Annotated in this window: 20 protein-coding genes; all 20 read right to left on the minus strand. The window is 49.7% G+C overall.

The annotated features are described in order from the left end of the window. Positions 1 to 38: 38 nt before the first annotated feature. Positions 39 to 1,922, minus strand: a complete 1,884-nt coding sequence (locus HF894_RS03170) for a hypothetical protein (protein WP_204971075.1) — start codon at positions 1,920 to 1,922, stop codon at positions 39 to 41. Positions 1,923 to 1,958: 36 nt separating this feature from the next. Beyond that, positions 1,959 to 2,408: a hypothetical protein gene (locus HF894_RS03175; RefSeq protein WP_204971076.1), complete on the minus strand. Its 450-nt coding sequence runs from the start codon at positions 2,406 to 2,408 to the stop codon at positions 1,959 to 1,961. Next, entirely contained in the window at positions 2,405 to 3,391 is a 987-nt protein-coding gene (locus tag HF894_RS03180) for a hypothetical protein (RefSeq protein WP_204971077.1), read from the minus strand. The genes HF894_RS03175 and HF894_RS03180 overlap by 4 nt, the downstream gene beginning before the upstream one ends. After that, positions 3,388 to 4,284, minus strand: a complete 897-nt coding sequence (locus HF894_RS03185; RefSeq protein ID WP_204971078.1) for a DUF6712 family protein — start codon at positions 4,282 to 4,284, stop codon at positions 3,388 to 3,390. Before HF894_RS03185 ends, HF894_RS03180 begins: the two co-directional genes overlap by 4 nt. Positions 4,285 to 4,303: 19 nt before the next feature. Continuing rightward, on the minus strand, positions 4,304 to 5,170 hold the full coding sequence (locus tag HF894_RS03190; protein ID WP_204971079.1) for a hypothetical protein: 867 nt from the start codon (positions 5,168 to 5,170) through the stop codon (positions 4,304 to 4,306). Between the two features lie 37 nt (positions 5,171 to 5,207). After that, a complete protein-coding gene (locus tag HF894_RS03195) occupies positions 5,208 to 6,563 on the minus strand; it encodes a hypothetical protein (protein ID WP_204971080.1) in 1,356 nt (451 codons plus the stop codon). Then, the gene (locus HF894_RS03200) at positions 6,560 to 6,997 is read right to left on the minus strand and encodes a hypothetical protein (protein WP_204971081.1); all 438 of its coding nucleotides are present in this window, start codon (positions 6,995 to 6,997) and stop codon (positions 6,560 to 6,562) included. The genes HF894_RS03195 and HF894_RS03200 overlap by 4 nt, the downstream gene beginning before the upstream one ends. Positions 6,998 to 7,116: 119 nt before the next feature. Then, the gene (locus tag HF894_RS03205) at positions 7,117 to 7,533 is read right to left on the minus strand and encodes a type II toxin-antitoxin system HicB family antitoxin (RefSeq protein ID WP_021848394.1); all 417 of its coding nucleotides are present in this window, start codon (positions 7,531 to 7,533) and stop codon (positions 7,117 to 7,119) included. A 26-nt stretch (positions 7,534 to 7,559) separates the two neighbouring features. Beyond that, the gene (locus HF894_RS03210) at positions 7,560 to 7,754 is read right to left on the minus strand and encodes a type II toxin-antitoxin system HicA family toxin (RefSeq protein WP_204971082.1); all 195 of its coding nucleotides are present in this window, start codon (positions 7,752 to 7,754) and stop codon (positions 7,560 to 7,562) included. Between the two features lie 161 nt (positions 7,755 to 7,915). Beyond that, positions 7,916 to 8,128, minus strand: coding sequence for a hypothetical protein (locus HF894_RS03215; RefSeq protein ID WP_204971083.1), 213 nt, complete (start codon positions 8,126 to 8,128; stop codon positions 7,916 to 7,918). Next, positions 8,121 to 8,345: a hypothetical protein gene (locus HF894_RS03220; protein WP_204971084.1), complete on the minus strand. Its 225-nt coding sequence runs from the start codon at positions 8,343 to 8,345 to the stop codon at positions 8,121 to 8,123. The genes HF894_RS03215 and HF894_RS03220 overlap by 8 nt, the downstream gene beginning before the upstream one ends. Continuing rightward, complete coding sequence (locus HF894_RS03225; RefSeq protein WP_204971085.1) at positions 8,342 to 8,536, minus strand: hypothetical protein; 195 nt, start codon at positions 8,534 to 8,536, stop codon at positions 8,342 to 8,344. The genes HF894_RS03220 and HF894_RS03225 overlap by 4 nt, the downstream gene beginning before the upstream one ends. A 337-nt stretch (positions 8,537 to 8,873) precedes the next feature. Beyond that, complete coding sequence (locus HF894_RS03230) at positions 8,874 to 9,473, minus strand: hypothetical protein (protein ID WP_204971086.1); 600 nt, start codon at positions 9,471 to 9,473, stop codon at positions 8,874 to 8,876. Positions 9,474 to 9,478: 5 nt separating this feature from the next. Further along, entirely contained in the window at positions 9,479 to 9,814 is a 336-nt protein-coding gene (locus tag HF894_RS03235; RefSeq protein WP_204971087.1) for an STAS-like domain-containing protein, read from the minus strand. After that, the gene (locus tag HF894_RS03240) at positions 9,807 to 11,207 is read right to left on the minus strand and encodes a hypothetical protein (RefSeq protein ID WP_204971088.1); all 1,401 of its coding nucleotides are present in this window, start codon (positions 11,205 to 11,207) and stop codon (positions 9,807 to 9,809) included. Before HF894_RS03240 ends, HF894_RS03235 begins: the two co-directional genes overlap by 8 nt. Before the next feature lie 307 nt (positions 11,208 to 11,514). Next, positions 11,515 to 12,015, minus strand: coding sequence for a hypothetical protein (locus HF894_RS03245; RefSeq protein ID WP_204971089.1), 501 nt, complete (start codon positions 12,013 to 12,015; stop codon positions 11,515 to 11,517). A gap of 36 nt (positions 12,016 to 12,051) precedes the next feature. Next, the gene (locus HF894_RS03250) at positions 12,052 to 12,456 is read right to left on the minus strand and encodes an ArdC-like ssDNA-binding domain-containing protein (protein ID WP_204971090.1); all 405 of its coding nucleotides are present in this window, start codon (positions 12,454 to 12,456) and stop codon (positions 12,052 to 12,054) included. 19 nt (positions 12,457 to 12,475) lie between these two features. Next, positions 12,476 to 12,673, minus strand: coding sequence for a hypothetical protein (locus tag HF894_RS03255; protein ID WP_204971091.1), 198 nt, complete (start codon positions 12,671 to 12,673; stop codon positions 12,476 to 12,478). A gap of 1,035 nt (positions 12,674 to 13,708) precedes the next feature. After that, positions 13,709 to 15,463: a hypothetical protein gene (locus HF894_RS03260; RefSeq protein ID WP_204971092.1), complete on the minus strand. Its 1,755-nt coding sequence runs from the start codon at positions 15,461 to 15,463 to the stop codon at positions 13,709 to 13,711. Beyond that, positions 15,429 to 16,049 (minus strand): hypothetical protein, encoded by a 621-nt coding sequence (locus HF894_RS03265; RefSeq protein WP_204971093.1) that lies wholly within the window; start codon positions 16,047 to 16,049, stop codon positions 15,429 to 15,431. Before HF894_RS03265 ends, HF894_RS03260 begins: the two co-directional genes overlap by 35 nt.

A 16,049-nucleotide genomic window follows, 5' to 3' on the forward strand; every position in this document is an offset into this window, starting at 1 on the left:
AAAAGTACGTGCAGCCGGATGCTGAGAAAAGGACATGTCTATTCGTCGAGCCATCGCCCGTTGTCGAGCCATACGCCACCGTCACGCCATTTGCCATCCGACAGGATCCATCGGACGTCGGCTTCGGTATCGCTGATGTTGATGCGATAGAAGGTACCCTTCCATGGGCCCTTTCGTCCGTTGGCGTCCAGTGTGTATTCCATCTCTTTGCAGACATATCTCCGGTTGGCAATCTCAAAGATCATGCGCGGGTCATATACATTCGGGTCGTAGCTCTCGATGGTGATTTCATTGCGGTAGTCAATGTCGTATGCGCCCTGGTAGCAAAGCTCGTCGAGCTTCTGCAGGCGGAGGGAAGCCCCTACGGTGTTGGTCTTGTAATAGCGGCGGCGTTGTTCGGTACCGCTGACCGGGAGAATGGCGTATTCGTCGATATAGGGAACGGGATATCTGGCCCGTTCTGCTGCTACGACACTGCCGCCTGCACCCTTGTATTCTATCGTCATGTCGCCGGTGTAGAAGGCCAAAGCCAGCGTGCTTTTTGACGTTGAATCCTTTTCTGTATCGCTCAATCCATTCTCGATCATATCAACCAGCGACATATCGCTTTCATCTTCGGATGAAGAGCTCGCGTCGTCTGGCGAAGGTATCCACACGGTATAGGAATATATGACAGATCCGGAGGCATACTTGTGCGTCTGCGTCTGTACCAAGCAGGCCGGTACGATTTCGGACGTAACTTCGGCCACCGCTTCGTCACGCTTCATTTCCGCAAACTGGTCCACCATCACATATACCGGCCACTTTGCAATTTCGTCAAATACGGTACCCAGGTACAGGAATTGCCTGCCTGTCACGGCATCCGTATAGATGGTGTCCGTGCGGGCGTGCTCCTCTTCGCGGAACCAGCGGGAGATGCGGTCAATGTCCGTAGCCTCGTAGTCCTCGGGGATAGTGTCGTATTTGGCTGCCTGACGGATGGCATCGTTCAAGCAGGCATATTTCCAAAAGCTGTCACTGCCCAGGTTGTAAGCCACGTCGCTGGCGGCTGCATCTTCTACGTCCGGTTCTTCGTCCACTTCGGCCTCGTATTCGTCTTTCACCCGCTGTACATGCAGCGTGGTGACACCAGCGAAGAACTCGTTGCGGAAGAGCAGGCGCACATTGCGGGTACGGGCGTCGATGACGAAAACCATGTTGAAGGTGATTTCGATTTGCTCCAGGAAGTCGAGCACCGACCAGCCCGGCAACATCTCGCACCACTTCGATGTATGCTGCGTATGGCACAGGTACAGGTCTTTGAAAACGGTCTCCTCGAGGCTGTTTTCTGTCAGCGTATAGCCCAGTGCCCGCAGCACCTCGCGGATATAAGCGCACAGATAGGGCTGTGGGATATAGACGCCATCGGTTATCCATTGCGGAACGACACCCGTATCGTGGAAGAAATTCCACTGGTTCAGCACACGGCTCTCCGTATCGCTGTACACGGGTGCCAGGTTGTATTCCGCTTCGGGGTATGTCTTTTCGTTCGGGCTGTAGTCACCCGTAGCCGGTACCGTTTCCTTCATGTCCAGGAATGAAATCATCAAGTCGCCTCCGATGACGTAGTTCAGCTCGGAGTTACCGCTGGCAATCTGGATGGATACGGTGTCGTCTGTCCAGGCGGTGATGACTTCGGTACCGTTGCAGTACACACGGTTGTCTGCAATCAGCACCGCCGACCGCTCACTCCGCACCTCGGTGACGGATGTCAAGCGGTTCAAGTGCTCGTAAAGCGATGCGTTGGTCGGATTGCTGAGTTGCAGTGTGATGTCGTAGGTGTATTCACCGTTTTTGGTGAACAGCGGGTTCTCCCGCTTCACCGAAGCGCTGAAGTCCTGAGGCAGTACGGCATGGGTGCCGTCGATAATCAATTCGGTCATTTCTTTAATTGAAAATTGACAATGGATAATTGAAAATTAATCGAAGTCCTCGATGTACAGGCCGATGCTCAAGCCGTTCCATCCGCCACAGATGTCGTACTCCCATTCCGTCAGCAGGTCGTCGCCGGAGCGCAATTCGCCGCAAAAGGCATCATTCTCCAGCAGGGAATCCCGCAATATCCGCATCATGCGCTGGATGCGTGCATAGTGCTGCAGCTCCGCTTCGTCGGTCTGCTGGCCGCTCGGCACCTTCTCCAGCAGGAAAATCAGCACCTTGTTACGGTCGCTGTGGTTGTCGAAGGTACCGTTCATCTGTGCGTCGGGGTAGTTGGCGCATAGCTGGATGCCTGTGCGGTCCTTCAGCTTCTTCACCATGTGCCCCTCACGCACCGCCATCACGATGCCCTCTATCTTTTCTTCACTCTTTTGGTTTACCTTTTCCCGCAGCTCGGCCAGGATCTCTCGGTATTGTACAATATCAATCATACGTCCATCAGATTGCTTTGTGTGCCATCCGCCAGCCGGAAGCTGAACTCCACCGTCTTCAGGTTGGAGCGACGGAAGTCACGATCATACTTCATATTCGTTATCACTATCGGCAGCCAGTTCTCGCCGGCCTTGACCTGAACCTCCTGGGCGTGAAGCATGTCACGCCACAGGCGGTAGTCGCTCTGCAGGAGGATGACGCCGCTGTTGGCCGTGTATTCGTCGGTCACCTTGACGCCGAACTTGCGCTCCACGCCCCACATCAGCGCCGTATCGCTTTCGTCAGCTGCCGATACCGTCAGGCCGCCCGTGGCCGTCAGCACCTCCGGCATGTCATATACATTCTTGAAGCGGAACTGCCACAGCTGGCCGTAGTGCGTCGGATCCACGAGGAACTCCAGCGTGCCGCCGTTGAAATTCACCTTGTAGTTCTGCAGGGCATCCACCTCGAGCAGGCTGCACACCCGGCTGTAGCTTACGTCAACCGTCAGCATCGCATTGTCACCGCCGGGAACCTGCACTACCTTATTCTTTTCTGCGCCTTCAGCATCGGTACCGTACAGAATGTATCCGCCCGCATGCCGGTCGCCGCTGGCGTATTCGGTGACGGACGGATGAGTCACCTTGCGGTTCACTTCGCTCAGCACCGCCGGCAGGTCGCCCGCCTTGTTAGTCTGCATCCGGCTGTACATGACGAAGCTCTGTGCGTCCTGCATTTCGTTGATCAGGAAAGTAAAGGTTCCTGCGGCCGTGGTCTGAAGGGTGTGCTCGCCGTCGGGCCACACGCCCCACAAGGCCATGGCACAGAACTTGCCCAGGCGGCGGATGCGTACCTGGTTGTTGCCGTCCGGCACATAGTCCTCGTCGAGGATGGTACGCCCTCCGTATTGCACGGAGAAGCGGATGGTGACGTCGGTGTCGATGATGTAGTCCTGCATGGTGGCGCAGAACTCGTATTCTCGGGGTCGTTGTAGCACGTTCATAAGCGCATGTATTTATTACGTCGGTCGTTTTCAGGAAGCAGCTGATAATCGGGTGCGGAGCCGTCGCGTGCCCGCTTCATTTCGTCGAGCCAGTGTTCGCCGTCGCCCGCCATCCATGCGGCGGTTCGGGCCACGTCGTCCAGCGACGGAATCCGACTACCCTTCATGCCGTTCTCGGCCAGATAGCCCTGGATTACGCCCATCGGGAAAAGCCGGAGGGGCAACCGTCGCAAGGCGGCGGACATGGCCAGCAGCGCAACGGCCATCGAGGCGGCATAGTGGGCTTCGGTTTCGGTGCCTTTCTCCCCCAGCAGCTCCGGCCATTTCTCTCCGTAAGCACGGCTCACGGTGCGCGTCTGCACTTCGCGGATGAAAGGCACCAGCATCAGGTAGAGGCGTTCGCTGCCCTCGGTCGGGAAGTAGCGGTTCAGCTCCCGCCCGCTGCGGATAATCAGCTTCTGCGTCTCGAGATAAGTATCGCTCTCTGTCCACTCCTGCAGGTTGGTTTTGTTCAGGTAGCGGATGAGCGCGTCCACCGCCCGATAGTATTCCTCGAGGTGCATGGCGTCGTCACGGTCTAGCTGCCACTCCCAGGGCAGTTTGTCCGCGCCGTCGGTCGATACCTTGAATTTGCGGCCGTCGTCTTCGTGGCTCAAGTCGTTCTTGCGATAAAGACGCAAGGTAGCCAGGATGGCGATAGGGCGTTGTACCTTCTTCAGCAGTTCGGCATCATCTCTGCCGGCCGCTTTTTCCATCACCTTCTCGCCCACCAGTTCGGTCAGTTCCTCGGTAGCCTGCTCGATGTCGCCCACTACCTTGGAGAAATCGTTGTTGGCGTAGTAATTGCCCGTCAGCTGGCGGAGTTCTTCGCTCGAATTAATCAGTAGTTCCATATCGGTATTGTTAACGTTATCATTTCTTTTTCGTTCTCTTCTGCAGGCGGTCTGCCTGATGCTTGTCGTCGAGCAGCTTCAGCATCACTCGCAGCAGCGGCGCGTTGTCGGTGTCGGTAGCGGTACCGAATACACCGCTCGAAGCCACGCAGTAAAGGATGCTGTTCAGCCCCAACCCTTCAGCCGGCTTGCCTTCCGTGCGCTTTGAACGGTCAAATACGGGTGCAAAGCACACCTCTTGGCCGTCAATCAGGAAAGTACCTGTGTAGAGATACTGGCAGAAGTAGGCAAACCAGGCATAGATGCCCCATCGCAGATAGGGCTGCAGGATGCTGGCACGCGTCATCAGTACCGGCAGGCGGTCGGTGTCGAACGGTTCCCGACGGAACACGCCCTTCTGCTTCTTGGCCGGACGATAGAGCACGGCGCACAAGGCCAGCAGGTCGGTATCCTCGTGCGACTGGTCGTAGAGGTTCATGGCCGCCGTGGCCGCACGAAACTCACCGAACGTCAGGTCGGCTCCGTGGCTGGCCGGTCCCATGAGTCCGGCCACCTGTGGCAGCAGGTTGACCGTGCTGTCGTAGGTAAGCGAGATCCAGGTGTTTTCACCCTCCTGTTCGGTCCGCCACATCCAGTCCAGCGTGCCGGCCAGCTGGTGCACCAGCAGCCAGAAGTCGGGTTTGCTCTTCTTCAGCCCTCTGTTCTGAAGGACGAAGGCGCACCAGTCGCGCCGGATATCGTCGAGAGTGATACCTTTGCGCTCCATCAGCTGCTGGCGTAGCCACAGCAAGTGAATCCATTCTTTGCTGTCCACTTCTTCCCAGCATTCCGGGAAGTCCAAACGTTCAGCCTCCCGTCTGCCTATATATTCTTTAAAACTCTTCATTCCCAATTCTCAATTATCCATTTTCAATTCTCAATTCTCAAATATTATTGGTTGTCCGGTTGCTGGCACTCACATTGTCCTCCTTGTTGATGGCCTTCCTGTAGAATCCCAGTAAGATGCCCTTCTTCTGCGGGAAGTTGATGCGGATGGCGTCGTTGATGGCCTCCAGCACGATGTCTTCGGCTATCTGTGTATCGGCACCGTAGAAGATCTTCAGGGCATAGAGCATCTGGCTTCCGCTATCACTCTTCCCATCGATGATGATGTTGGCCAAGGCGGGCGAAAGACCGAAGCCGCTGGTCGTAGAGCTGTCGGCAATGCGTGAAATCTTGGCCTGAGCCTCGATATACTTGTCGATGTTCATCTCGATGGGCTCCACCTTCCAGCTCTGTTCTTTTCCATTCGGGTCGATGAAGTCCACACAGGTGAAGAATTTGCCGGCGTTTTCACGCCCGGCCATCACGTCGGCGATGGTATTCACCAGCTGATCCTTGAGCTTCTCCATTTCCTTGGCCAGCTGGTCATCGGTCCATTCTTCGTGCATGGACTTCAGCATGGCCTGTTTGTCTTCCCAGTATTGCTGCGGCGTATGTACCATGTAGGCCGCCGCTATCATGTTTTCGTTCAAGTGGCGGATGATCTCCGGCAGGTCGTTGGCGTTCTCCAGCCAAGGAACGGAGCCGAAGAAGCACGACAGGGCGTACATGTTGCGTCCGAAAGACCGCAGGCTGTGGTACTTCACGGCGGCGGGATGCTTCGTCGGCTCCCATTTGTCGAAGGCCGGGAAGAGGTGGAATGTCTGGCTCCGGTAGGAGTCGAAGTCGCCCAGCAGGTACTGCGTCACGTCCTCCAGGTGTCGGCTGTCGTTCTCGGGCCACACCAACCGGCATTCCGCGCTGTGCAGGCACTCCAGTCGGCTCACCCAAGGGCGCCCGATGCGGCGTCCACGCCCCATGACGTACTTGTTGAACACGCCGTTCATGTGCGTGTATTCCACGAGGCACGAACGAACGTATCGGCGGTAATCCCACGACTCCAGCCACTCCTGTATCTCTTCATCCTCCACCCGCTCCTGTGTGCGTTCGTTGTTCTCCAGCTTCAGGCGGTAGAGTGCGGGGCCTTGGCCGTAGAGCAGGCCGATTTTCCGGTCGAGGATGCCCGGACCGAGGTTATTGCGCTCCAGCAGGTTACGGATACCGTTTGGCAGGTTGTTGTCCTGCCCCCAGGGAACCACGCGCACACCTGCCACGCTGACAGGACTATCATCCCAGTGTGGCGTCCGGAAGTTGAAAAACTGGCTCATGCTCGAGCTCCAGTCCATGTGCAGCGCGAACTGGCCTTTCGCCGTGTCCACGAACGAATAGTTTCCGATTTTCTTCTTGATTGTACTCATATAGTTGCGTTCTTACGATTTTCGAGGATCCCTTTGAGTCGTGCGATTTCTTGCTCGCCCAGTCCGTACATGATTTTCGACACGAGCTTGTAATAGCCTGCGTACATGTTCTTGGCATACCAGCGATTCGAAGTCCTCTTCAGCTTGTTGCGCTTCATGCCCCAGATGTCGTGCATGGTGTCCACTTCGTGCTTGTTGCGTTTGTATCCTGTCATATCCACCGCACGACCGTATCCGAAGAAAGAGAAGCGCAGGCCCGGATTGCCGTTGTCGGTGAAACTGCTGTAGTTGATGCTGTCCAGCAGCGCATCCGTGCGCCGTAGCTTGTTCTTTTCGATGGCTTCGACCAGAATGTCGCACAGCCATTCACCGTGAAGCGACAGGGCTTCTTCGATGAATAGCAATTTCACTTCGTCACTCTCTTGGCTGATCATTGTCGTTACTCTTTGTTTGGCGCAAAGGTAACGCCCGCGGGCGCGGGAGAAAAGGACATAAAAAAGCCAGGCACTCCAAGGTGTGTCTGGCTTAAATAGAAAAATACGTCAAACAATCGTTATTCTACCGAAATAAGGCTCTGCCCGATGCGGTGCAGCCCGTCCACAATGCGCTGGCGCTGTACAGGACGAGGATGCTTCAGCCCGTTGGCATAGTGGCTCAGCTGCTGCTCGTTGATGCCCGATGCCCGCGCAATGGCAGCCAGCGAAACAAACTGTCCGCAGTTGCGCAACAGGGCAGATACGCCCAGCACCCACTCAAAATCATAGTTGCCTTCAGCCAGCCAAGCGGGCACTTCGTCGCCGTCGGCCAGCATGCCTTCTACGTGGAACTCGACTGCTTCACGCACAGCCTGCTTCAGCCCTTCCAGTGTCTTGTCGGTCACCACGACAGCGCCTGGCACCTGTTCGTCAACCGAAGCGCAGAAATTCTTTTCCGCCCATTCCACATTCACTTTGATAATCTTCTTTTCCATTGCCATATCTTTTTAAAGGGGTGGCTTTATCGCCACCCCGCTTGTTTCCAAATGCTGTTGAGGTTGTTCTGGTCCATGTCCTCGTTCGGTTTCCCTCTCACGGTCACCTTGCCGGGCTTGTCGGGGTGCTTGAACTGTCGGTGGTCTCCCTTCCAGTATGACAACACCCACCCGTCTTTTTCGAGGAGCTTGACAACCTCTTTAACTTTTAATACTTTCATAAATCGATTGTTTTGGAACACTGCAAAGGTATTAAAACTAATACTAATACACAAGTTTTGCCCGAAAATAGTATTAGTTTTAATACTATTTAAATATAAAACCCCATCTGTCCTCACGGACAGACAGGGCTATCAAAATGTATAAAAAAAGTTTGCGACATTCAGAGCTTATTCCGTTCGATGTACACCTGTTCGTCGAGGGCGCCCTTGATGACAGCGTTCGCCTCGATGCTGTTGTAGGATAACCGCACACCGTGGTACTCCAGTTCTGCAGGAATCATGCCCGTCTCGGAGAAGAACTCGCGCGCCAGGCAAAGCAAGTGGGGTAGGGTGGTGATGTTCTCAAGGTCGTAACGGAGAGATGCATTATTCATGTGTACCTCCTTTCTGCCCTATAAAACTTTTCATCTCTTGCTGGAAGTATATCAGTTCACTGATTATTTTGAGCCGGGCATTCGCATCATCGTTGTCATTGCAGGCAATGCTTTCCACGCTGCGCTGCAGTACGTCTATCCATAATTCAGCTCCGCCAGTCTGCCAGCGGTTGAGGGTTTCCACTACGTCGGGCGTCATATCTACCGTATTCTTCATTGTGCACCTCCTTCCTGAAAGGTGATGTTCACGGTACCACCGGACACGTAGAAAACAATGGAGTTGTCTCGTTGGGCCGCATGGATGCGCTTGCGGCCTTCGCAGAGCTGGAGGCCAAGGTCAGATAACATTTTCTGGACTTTCTCAACGGATACGTAGCGTCCGCGTTCGCTTGATTTGTTCTTTTTCATTTTGTTGAGCAATTAAATGAAACAAATAGGTTAATAATACGGGAAAGCGGCCCTTTCAGTACCCAAAAAATTAAGAAACTTGCCTAAAAAACGAAAGTTCCGCTTTCCCGTTGCTCAACACCTGATACAGGCTGGGAGGCCATTAAGCACTCCACACGGGGGTCGGAACTTATATGGTTAACCGATAGGCATAAAAAATGCCAACGGCAATCGGTTGGCGAACGTCTCGTCGCCTGTATCAAATGTTGAGCACTGCAAATATAGGGATTGTTTTTGGATGGGCAATAAAAAAGCGGAACTTTTTAGGGTTCCGCTTTTTCCTCAACAAAAATTGCTATCATTTTCCTTTATAATTAAACAAACAAGAAATCATATCCTGCTTGAACTTGCAATATGGATCTTCAATCAGCTCACTGTATTTCTGGGATACATATAAATTAATACCTTCATCCCCAATGTTTTCCACTAACTTATCCCTAAAATTGTCGCTTTTCTGGAGGAGTTCACTATGCAAATTTAAATCTATAGCAGCTAATAGATTAATAAAACTCTCGTTCAATGATTTAAAATCTGTCTGGATGTGTTGTTCTATATCCTTTTTGTTTGCATTCTTCTGCTTTAATTCATTCAAATGCACTATTAAATCATCGAAGAAAGAATACATGTGCTTTAGATTGTAATCAAGAACTAAAGTTTTCATCAACGCTAACTTTCTGTCTGCCTCTTTAGTCTCATCTTCCTTTTTATTCTTCAATTTGAAAATGACATAGGCAAACCAAGCATTAAAGCTTGCTATAATTACGGTTGCAATCTTGTAAATATCATCCAAAATAGATTTATATATAGGACTTGATGTATTCAAGAAAACGGAAACCGCTTGAGGCACGTTGGACAATGAATCCAAAGCCTGTTCTATGAAAATAGTATCTTCAACCATACGCGTCAATCAAGTCCAGTCTTTTTTCGCAAAATTCGTTCTATGGCTTCGTCCAGTTGGCTTGAAATATCATATCCGTTATCTACCCATTGGATTTTGCTTAAGAATGTCTTTTTCCCATATTTTTTAACAATGTTGACAAAAAATTCTTCCAAAAAAGAAGGAGTTATAGAATATACATCCTTAGGAATAATAATCGTAATCTTATCACAAGTATCAAATATCTTATCTATGTTACTTTTATCCCTAACTACTTCTCCTCGGTCTCTTCCAGTAAAAACTCTGGATTTTACTGCTCCTAATTGAGTTCTGAAATTTTCTAAATCTATTGTTTTATTCATTGTTCAAATCATCATCATTTATGGATAGTTTAGCAAATATAATAGTTCCTGGGAAATAATCCGGTACATTTCTAACATATTTTTCATCCGGTGCATCCGTTAATTTCCCCGTTTTATTAAAGGAAATAACTCCTCTTGGACTCCCATTTTCATCTTTGTCATCGACTAATTTATATGTTCCGTCAAAATCAATTCTCGTATTGCCTGACAATAAGAACATCTTTGAGATATTATCAACATTTTCATCTCCTTTCAATTTAAAGAAGCTATTAATGAATTGAATTGTACCATTCCCTCGCTGTTGAATCTCCCTAGGAATGCAACTTACTCCTCCTTGCAAAGAATATAAAGTCCACAATGTCTCTTCGGTAAATTTATCCTTTTTAAATAAACTATGAGATCTGAATTTATCTGACATTATTTTCATTTTGTGAAGGCAGTCTTCATTGATTGGATTATCTCCTATCGGATATTTGAATTTCTCATAGATAGTTTGCCCGAAATTCATAATAACCAAATTCAAAAGGCCAAAATGCTTCCCGTCTTTGTTGCATTCTTCAAAATATCCGATCAGATACCTGCATTTTAGAGATGAGTGTTCTTCTGCATTTATCAAAGTTTCTCCTATGACATATCCTAAATCCATGGAAGCTTCTCTTGATAGAGTTTTTTTCACTCTTGACAAACAGGAATTTACATAATCAAGCAAGGTAGTAGTATCTATCTCCTTTTGAACCAAAGCACTGTTCTTATTAAGTTTTTCTTCGTCAAATCGTCTTAATTTATACGGGATAATATCATTATATCTAACCTGTTTATTTATAAGCTCAACAGGAGATCCTACAGAGTATAACAATCGAATAACACTTTGATTGTTTATATTTCTTCCCCCAATAGATGCCAATCTTACAAATTTATAAACATTTGCTTTTTTGCATGTCTTTATAAACTCGTCTATATCTAGTAAAATTGAATCTAAAAATACTTGAGTTGGCAAATCCACATTTTCACAATTCCGATAATCTAACCAAAGTTCTTCGTATGTTTGAAATATGAAACTTTCAATTATTGATCGTAAAAAGTCTATGCTCTCGAAACTGTTTTCTATTATTGAAAAATGTTTAGGAACTATATGTATTCCTACATTCTTCTTATTTTTCTGTTTCAATTTATTAATGTAGAAAGGACTTTTTTCTTCTTCTGTTAGATATGCCAAATTCTTAGGCAGAAATGTGTTCAAAGCTTCTTGATAGGAATGGATGTTTTTCCCTATTTTTCTATATTCTTTAAATATGTTTAAAAAATAGCTTTTACCTTTATTCCTATTATGCTTTTTCTTTCTACTTTTTAATTTCCTTCTAAAACGCCTTTGAATTAATATTATGCTGATCATGGCTAATAAACGGGAGAATCCTTCACTACTGCGCGCCAACAGGTAAATGAATAAACACCTGAACCCGGTTTTACGGATTACGCTGTAGTGATGGATTCATCTAATTAATCATTCTTTTTTTGGCATAACAAAAATATACAATATTTCTGATACCACAAAGAAATAGTTGTAAATAACTTTTTTCAATGGTTGAAGGAACGGATATCAAACCTACTTATTCGGGTCCCATGCCGTTTTGCGAGGTGGCGAGCAAAACGGCATGGGAGGGCACAGAAAAGCCCCGCCAGCGAACTGACGGGGGCATCTGTTAGGCAATTAGCTGCGCTTCTATCTCTTGGATTTTCTCTGTTATCTTACCACGAATAAAGTGGATAAATTCCACGATAATAAGTCGGTTGCTTATCGAAAAAGTGTCATCATCCCGATACGAATTTCCCTGGCAGAATTTCAGCTTATACAAAACGGTGTTAAAATCTTCTTCTTGTGAAAGTTCATCCTCTGCTTTCTCCAGTTTATCCATCACGTCAATAAACTGCACCCGATTTTCCGAAAGTTTCTTTTTCCGCTCCAGCTCGGCCAAGCATTTTTGCAGCTCCGCTGTGCGTTGCTCAATTTCCTTTTTCAGCTCATCGGCTTCCTTCATCTTCTGTTTAGCCTTTTTGACGGGAACTGCGGCCGGTTCTTCCAGCTTGTCGGTCTTTTCTGCGACTTTCAAAGCTGGGGAAACAACCAGAACATTACCGTTTGCCTTCATTTCTTCAACAGATTTAATAATTTCACTACCGATTTTCTTTGCTTCTCTTTCCATAATTTTGTTTTTTAATGAGTTAATAAATTGGGTTGATTAATCGTTTTTTTGTGATTTCGTAATTTTGTGAACTTGGCATTCTGCAAACAGATAGCACAAAGGGAAATAATCATCATCTTTTTTCTTCTCTTCTTCCTGTTCTGCTTCCTTTGCTGTGTCCTCTTCTTTTTTCTTGTTGAATGAAACAGGGCTTCCCCACACAAGAAGCGCCTTTTCTCCCTTTTTTACAGAAAAGCCATCCTTTTTCCACTCTGAAAAAGTTTTCAAATTTTTAAATCCTTTGCATGCGTAATAAAACCGTAATAATCCGTTCACGGTGTCATCCTCATTTCCCATGTACTGGCCTTTATCTCGAGCAGACACCAAGGCGTTGGAAAGCTCTCTTAACTTCATCCTTTTTTCCTGCATTTCAGCAGAATTTTTGGTCTCTTTCTTTTTCATATCCTTATATTTTAAATAGTTATGCTTCATATATCACAAAGTCCTCTGCCGTTTGGAAGTAATTATCCCCACTGCTGAAAAGCTCCCATTTCTTCCCATTTCCGTCCAAAAAAACGATACAAAGCTCTCGTACATTATCCCACTTTTTCAGGATTTTATAGCCCTTGAAATTTTCGTTTAAAACGTTGATTGCCTGTGCCAAAGTAAAAGTTTTCATTGTGCGTAATTTTAATGTTGAACCTTGAGCTCGTGGGTGTGAGCCTTTATTCGGCTGTTTCCCTGATTAGAGCTTTTTTTTTGTGCGTCGCCTGTCGCTACGCGGTATGTTTCGCCTTTTTTACGCCACAAGAATTGCGGTGCCGAGGATGACTACCAGCAAGGTTCTGCCGAAAACCGTAGGCTTGAATACTACCTGTAAGGTGGAGATTTTTTCAGCAGACATCGCCCGACCTTGCCTGTCAGACCGGTGCCCTACATTCGTGGCAAAAAAAGCGAAACTGCGTGGTGATAGGTGCCAAAATAATGGCGATAATCAGAAGAGGAAACAGCCTGGGAAGATATAATTGCAGACTATACCGCTCTGCCCGGTTATGCGAATGGACAACGAAGCCTGCGAGGTTCCATAGCGCAATATCTGGGTGGAAATGGTTGATTACGGCATGAGACATGCGGTAATCTCTGCGTGTACGCAAAATAGAGTACCACTCTGCCTGGTTATTTCCGACGAAGTGACGGATCAGGCAAATGCCCCGTCTATCCGTCGGGGATGACGAGGCGAAAGAACCGGTCACGGCATCGCAAGAAGCGGTGACCTCTGCGTGAACGCAATCAGACAAACAGAAAGGTCACTTTCTACAAATTAACGCGAAAAATTCGGGCGGCAAAGTTTTCTTTCTCCTGCAGGAATGCAGTTAAGATGGAAAGCGTGCCGCCCGAATTTTTCGCGCGCCCACATGAATATGGGGCGTATTTTCATTCATACAGGCCGATATACTCATTCGCTTCTTACTTTGGAAACCGCAAACCGCTGATAACTAATAAAAGAACCCCCTCCGACCGCCACTGCGGGAGGAGGGAAAGACGTTTCTGCCCGTGCCGCGCCGCCCTCCATTTGCGATTGCAGGGGCGAGAAGGGTCGGAAATGTGATAAAACATCCTTACATACAAATCCTACCATCCCGCACGCAGTCCATGAAAAAGCCCTGCTATCCTCACGGACGGCAGGGCCTACCACAACACATAACAAAAAGTATCAGATGAAGGAAGAGGCGGATATGTTGTGCCCTCGCTGCCATACTCGTATGGTATCTTTGCGTAGGATGGCATACTTCAGGGCATCGGTCAGGTTGGTACTCTCCTTGGGCAGGCGGGCGGTTGGCAGCTTGTCGCCCGTCTTCTCTTTTACCACCATCTTCGACTGGTCGGACTGGTTTACCTTGACCTTGGTGCGGGTCACCTCCATCTCGCTCTTGAGGTTGGGGCAGTTGTACTGGTCGATGAGCAACACGAACAGCTGGCGCTCCAGGTTTCCGGCCAGCAAGTCCATGAAGAAGCGATACTCGAGGTTACTACCGATATTGCCCTGCCCAAGCGACATGAGCTGCACCTGCCAGCCTGTGCGCCGGCCCTCGGCATCGAACTCGATGTACTTCTTGATAGTAGTGGCCATATCCTGGTTCACCCGCTTGTAGTTGTTCATGGAGCGGTCGTAGTATAGCTTCAGGATCTTACGCTTATGCGGGCGGAAATAGGCAATGAATTTGTCGGCCAGCTCGCGCGCGCTCTGTGGTGGGAGCGTATAAAGTTCTTTGAGCACACGAACAACATGCCCCGTCTGCTGCAGGAAAACCATGGAGAGCATGTTTCCGGCATCCATGCCCGCCTCGATGGGGCGGCTGGTATCGAGATAGCGCAGAACGGTGCAGTCCTGTTCCCACCCGATGGGGTGGCGTTCGATAACTTCGTTGAGGAAGCCGTCGGCGTAGAAGTTCTTCAGGGTGAGGTTACAGTAAAACATTTCGGTAGCCTCGAGCTTGGGGATGATGGAAAGCACGTTGCAGGCAAGCCCCTCGAGACCTTCGTCGAGTTCACCCGCAAACCAGTCTTCGCCCAGGACGTCAGCATTGACGTAGCTTGAGGATATAAAGAAGAACGATACGCTCCGGCGGGCTGATATCCATCGTTTCTCCCACCGCTCCATGGTGCGCTTGGCCAATTCCATGGTGCGGTGCGCTTCGGGCAGCCTGGCACGCAGGGATGCGTCCGTGCGGGCCTGCTCGGCCAGTTCTTCGTACTGCTGCAGGCGGGCAACGTATTCGCGGCGGGTATCGTTGTAAACGAAGCTGGCCTGCATGAGCAGCAGGATACGCTTTTTGTCGTTCTGCTTGGCGAGCTTCAGAATCCAGTCGTATTCGCCCAGGTGGTTGGGATTCGGCATGTCGGTGGTGAGCGTGCGGCTTCGGTACCAAACACTATTGCCATATTTCACACGAAAGCCGCGGACGGCCTTCAGGAGGTTGGTGAACTTCTCCTCCGGAAAGTATTTCACCTCGTCACCAAACACACCGACATACGAGCGACCGGCGCCGATGGAAGCCCTGTCCAGCGAGATGAAGGTGAAATTGAAGCCGGTGAAGAAGGTCATGGTGTCCGTCCACTTGGTATTGACGTTGTACATGCGGTCGCGCCAAGCTTGCGGCGGCTCCTGGTCGATGACATAATGCACACCCATCTGCCAGCCCAGCATAGAGAGGCCGTCGATGAGCGACGGGATGATGTTCTTGCGCAGGTCGCTGTACGTGTCGGCCACCCACGCAAAAGGAGCGCCCGGGCAGTCGTGAACCACTTCCTGCACACGCTCGGAGAGTACCTGTACCGTCTTGGCGCTGGCACGACCGGCTACCCAGTAGAGCGACCAAGGCATCATGAGGGTGATGAGCTGCGCCATCCAGTTGGAGTAGCGCACCTCGACGTCATTCGTAGTCTTTAGTTTTTTCTTCCGTGTCATCAAGCATCTCTTCTATATCGATATCTACAATGTTAGCATCGCGGCGTAGGCGGTTTTTCTCACGTTCGGGAAGGTCCATGGAGTCAATCTGACGGCCTAGGACATGGCGGCTTACGATAGGCAATCCAACCGCCGTCGGGTCGAGGTCGTAGACCTTGATGGGCTTCTCGGTAATCTCCTTCGGCTTGACCGGGTCGGGCTTGTCCAGCTGCTTAATCTTGGCAGCCTGTGTGAGCAGGTTACCATATACTTCCATATCCTTAGCACACGTGGCATTCTGAAGTACGGCCAGCGCGGCCTTCTGAAGATTGTCGAAGATGATGTTGCGGTGAGCATCGTTTTCAACCGCATCGTTGAGGAAGAACAGATTCAATGCCTCGGTGTACATGCGACGGGCACGCATCCGGTCCATGTTGAACGGTTCGTGCATTAAGAAGGCGATGGCATTGTCCTTGCCATACTTCCGGTTGATGCCCACCAAGGCATAAAGCGCATTGTAGTAGTTCAGTTCTTCGTCCGTCAGCTCCATCGTACAGCCTGAAGCGATGTAATCCTGAAGCACGTCGAAGTGCGATTGGTCAAACAT

Origin of the sequence: Caecibacteroides pullorum (assembly GCF_019239235.1) — a bacterium.
GTDB lineage: Bacteria > Bacteroidota > Bacteroidia > Bacteroidales > Bacteroidaceae > Bacteroides > Bacteroides pullorum.

Coding starts and splice junctions, on each gene's coding strand:
- HF894_RS03200 (WP_204971081.1), bottom strand. CDS start 6,997: ATGATCAGCCAAGAGAGTGACGAAGTGAAATTGCTATTCATCGAAGAA.
- HF894_RS03180 (WP_204971077.1), bottom strand. CDS start 3,391: ATGAACGTGCTACAACGACCCCGAGAATACGAGTTCTGCGCCACCATG.
- HF894_RS03250 (WP_204971090.1), bottom strand. CDS start 12,456: ATGAAAAAGAAAGAGACCAAAAATTCTGCTGAAATGCAGGAAAAAAGG.
- HF894_RS03230 (WP_204971086.1), bottom strand. CDS start 9,473: ATGGTTGAAGATACTATTTTCATAGAACAGGCTTTGGATTCATTGTCC.
- HF894_RS03170 (WP_204971075.1), bottom strand. CDS start 1,922: ATGACCGAATTGATTATCGACGGCACCCATGCCGTACTGCCTCAGGAC.
- HF894_RS03265 (WP_204971093.1), bottom strand. CDS start 16,049: ATGTTTGACCAATCGCACTTCGACGTGCTTCAGGATTACATCGCTTCA.
- HF894_RS03260 (WP_204971092.1), bottom strand. CDS start 15,463: ATGACACGGAAGAAAAAACTAAAGACTACGAATGACGTCGAGGTGCGC.
- HF894_RS03225 (WP_204971085.1), bottom strand. CDS start 8,536: ATGAAAAAGAACAAATCAAGCGAACGCGGACGCTACGTATCCGTTGAG.
- HF894_RS03255 (WP_204971091.1), bottom strand. CDS start 12,673: ATGAAAACTTTTACTTTGGCACAGGCAATCAACGTTTTAAACGAAAAT.
- HF894_RS03215 (WP_204971083.1), bottom strand. CDS start 8,128: ATGAATAATGCATCTCTCCGTTACGACCTTGAGAACATCACCACCCTA.
- HF894_RS03175 (WP_204971076.1), bottom strand. CDS start 2,408: ATGATTGATATTGTACAATACCGAGAGATCCTGGCCGAGCTGCGGGAA.
- HF894_RS03195 (WP_204971080.1), bottom strand. CDS start 6,563: ATGAGTACAATCAAGAAGAAAATCGGAAACTATTCGTTCGTGGACACG.
- HF894_RS03220 (WP_204971084.1), bottom strand. CDS start 8,345: ATGAAGAATACGGTAGATATGACGCCCGACGTAGTGGAAACCCTCAAC.
- HF894_RS03240 (WP_204971088.1), bottom strand. CDS start 11,207: ATGATCAGCATAATATTAATTCAAAGGCGTTTTAGAAGGAAATTAAAA.
- HF894_RS03210 (WP_204971082.1), bottom strand. CDS start 7,754: ATGAAAGTATTAAAAGTTAAAGAGGTTGTCAAGCTCCTCGAAAAAGAC.
- HF894_RS03205 (WP_021848394.1), bottom strand. CDS start 7,533: ATGGAAAAGAAGATTATCAAAGTGAATGTGGAATGGGCGGAAAAGAAT.
- HF894_RS03235 (WP_204971087.1), bottom strand. CDS start 9,814: ATGAATAAAACAATAGATTTAGAAAATTTCAGAACTCAATTAGGAGCA.
- HF894_RS03245 (WP_204971089.1), bottom strand. CDS start 12,015: ATGGAAAGAGAAGCAAAGAAAATCGGTAGTGAAATTATTAAATCTGTT.
- HF894_RS03185 (WP_204971078.1), bottom strand. CDS start 4,284: ATGGAACTACTGATTAATTCGAGCGAAGAACTCCGCCAGCTGACGGGC.
- HF894_RS03190 (WP_204971079.1), bottom strand. CDS start 5,170: ATGAAGAGTTTTAAAGAATATATAGGCAGACGGGAGGCTGAACGTTTG.